The organism is Amycolatopsis thailandensis, assembly GCF_042723255.1.
Taxonomy (GTDB): domain Bacteria; phylum Actinomycetota; class Actinomycetes; order Mycobacteriales; family Pseudonocardiaceae; genus Amycolatopsis; species Amycolatopsis thailandensis.
Genome location: NZ_JBHXJK010000268.1, coordinates 1 through 2342, shown reverse-complemented (window position 1 = coordinate 2342; position 2342 = coordinate 1). Strand labels below are relative to the sequence as shown.

Sequence of the window (2342 nt, the reverse complement as noted above, 5' to 3'; positions counted from 1 at the left end):
ACATGAAGGCCCCCTTCCTTGCGCCTGTCGCAAGGAAGGGGGCCTTCATGTACTTCGAGGCCGCACTCGAAGTCCGCGTCGTTGGTCTCGCCGACTGCTGCCACACCAGCATGCGGGTGGCGCCGAAGATCGGGGCCGCCGGTTAAGGTCGGTGCCGGGAGATCGCGGCCGAAAGGGAGTGCGGAGACTTGGTGACCGGCAGGCAGTTCACCCGGCGCGAGCTGGCGCTGGACCCGGTGGAGCTGTCCACGCTCCTGCTCGGCGCGGTGATCGAAGCGACCGGTCCCGACGGCACGGTCGCCGTCCGTCTGGTCGAGGTCGAGGCCTATCGCGGACTCGACGACCCCGCGTCGCACTGCTACCGCGGCAAGACGCCGCGCAACGCGGTGATGTGGGGACCCGCGGGGCATCTCTACGTGTACTTCGTCTACGGCATGCACTTCTGCGCCAACGTCGTCGGCACCGAAGACGGGCAGCCCGGCGCCGTGCTGCTGCGCGCCGGGGAAGTGGTGTCCGGGGCGGACGTCGCCCGCGCGCGCAGGCCGTCGGCGCGGGGCAACGGCGAACTCGCCAAGGGCCCGGCCATCCTCACCTCGGTGCTCGGCATCGACCGGGCCGAGAACGGCGTCGACCTGACCGACCCCGCGTCACCCGTCCGGCTGTTCACCGGCGAACGCGTCCCCGAAGCCGACATCCGCACCGGACCGCGCGTCGGCGTCGCGATGGCGATGGACACGCCATGGCGGTTCTGGGTCGACGGATCGCCCGCGGTCTCCACCTACCGGCGGGGTGGCAAGCGACGGGCGGCCGCCCCCGGCCGATAGTCGGTTGACCTGGTGCGGGAGGATCTACAGGCGTGAGCGAGCACATCCTTGACGAGCTGACCTGGCGCGGCCTGATCGCGCAATCCACCGACACCGACGCACTGCGGCGAGACCTCGACCAAGGACCCCTCACGCTCTATTGCGGGTTCGACCCGACCGCGCCCAGCCTGCACGCCGGCAACCTCGTCCCGCTGCTGATGCTCTCGCGCTTCCAGCGCGCCGGGCACCGGCCGATCGTGCTGGCGGGCGTCGCCACCGGGATGATCGGCGACCCGCGCGACACCGGTGAGCGCAGCCTCAACACGCTGGACACCGTCTCCGCGTGGGCCGACCGGATCCGCGGTCAGCTGGAGCGGTTCGTCGACTTCGACGACTCGCCGACCGGTGCGGTCATCGAAAACAACCTGAACTGGACCGGCAAGCAGACCGTGGTCGAGTTCCTGCGCGACGTCGGCAAGCACTTCCCGGTGAACACCATGCTGAACCGGGAGACGGTGAAGCGCCGCCTCGAAGCCGACGGCATGTCCTACACCGAGTTCAGCTACCTGTTGCTGCAGTCGCAGGACTACCTGCACCTGTACCGCGAGTACGGCTGCAAGCTGCAGATCGGCGGCTCGGACCAGTGGGGCAACCTCGTCGGCGGCGTCGACCTGATCCGCCGGACCGACGGCGGGCACACGCACGCGCTGACCGCCCCGCTGGTCACTGACACCGAGGGACGCAAGTTCGGGAAGTCCACCGGCGGCGGCAGTGTCTGGCTCGACCCGGAGATGACCTCGCCGTACGCGTGGTTCCAGTACTTCGTGAACGTCGCCGACTCCGACGTCATCCGCTACCTGAGGATGTTCTCCTTCCTCGGGCAGGAGGAGATCGCGGCGCTCGCCGAGGACACCGAACAGCGCCCCCACCTGCGGTCCGCGCAGCGGAAGCTGGCGGAGGACTTCACCACCCTGGTGCACGGCGAGGAGGCGACCCGGCAGGTCATCGCCGCCAGCCAGGCCCTGTTCGGCAGGGGAGAGCTGCGCGAGCTCGACTCGTCGACGCTCGACGCCGCCATGGCCGAGGTGCCGAACGGCAAGGTCGACCCGAACGGCGAGTCGACGATCGTCGACCTGCTGATCGCCGGCGGGCTCGTCGACAGCAAGGGCGCCGCGCGCCGCACCGTCAAGGAAGGCGGGGCGTACGTCAACAACACGAAGATCGCCGACGAGGCGTGGAAGCCGTCCGCGGACGACGCTCTCCACGGCCGTTGGCTCGTCGTCCGCAAGGGCAAGCGCAACGTCGCCGGCGTGCGCGTCGGGGGCTGATCGCGGTCCCGGCCCGAAACAGGGGCCTTGACCTGCGGAAACGCAGTTAAGGTACCCCCCTGTTTCGGGCCCTCTCGGACCATGTAAAGTTCTCCAAGTCGCCAGGGAAACCGGGTGGCCGACCGGGACACGAACCAAGCTCTCGCCTCAGGCGATTGAGTGGGTGTCCCACCAAAAACTGCTAGAAATAACTGCTTCAGATAAGGCCGTG

The 2342-nt window shown here is 69.0% G+C and carries 2 protein-coding genes; both read left to right on the top strand.

Annotated elements, in window-relative coordinates; translation table 11 throughout:
- Window positions 1-188 precede the first annotated feature (188 nt).
- The gene (locus ACFWMR_RS42590) at window positions 189-824 is read left to right on the top strand and encodes a DNA-3-methyladenine glycosylase (protein WP_378280339.1); all 636 of its coding nucleotides are present in this window, start codon (window positions 189-191) and stop codon (window positions 822-824) included.
- Between the two features lie 32 nt (window positions 825-856).
- A complete protein-coding gene (tyrS, locus tag ACFWMR_RS42585) occupies window positions 857-2131 on the top strand; it encodes a tyrosine--tRNA ligase (RefSeq protein ID WP_378280337.1) in 1275 nt (424 codons plus the stop codon).
- The last annotated feature ends 211 nt before the right edge of the window (window positions 2132-2342 follow it).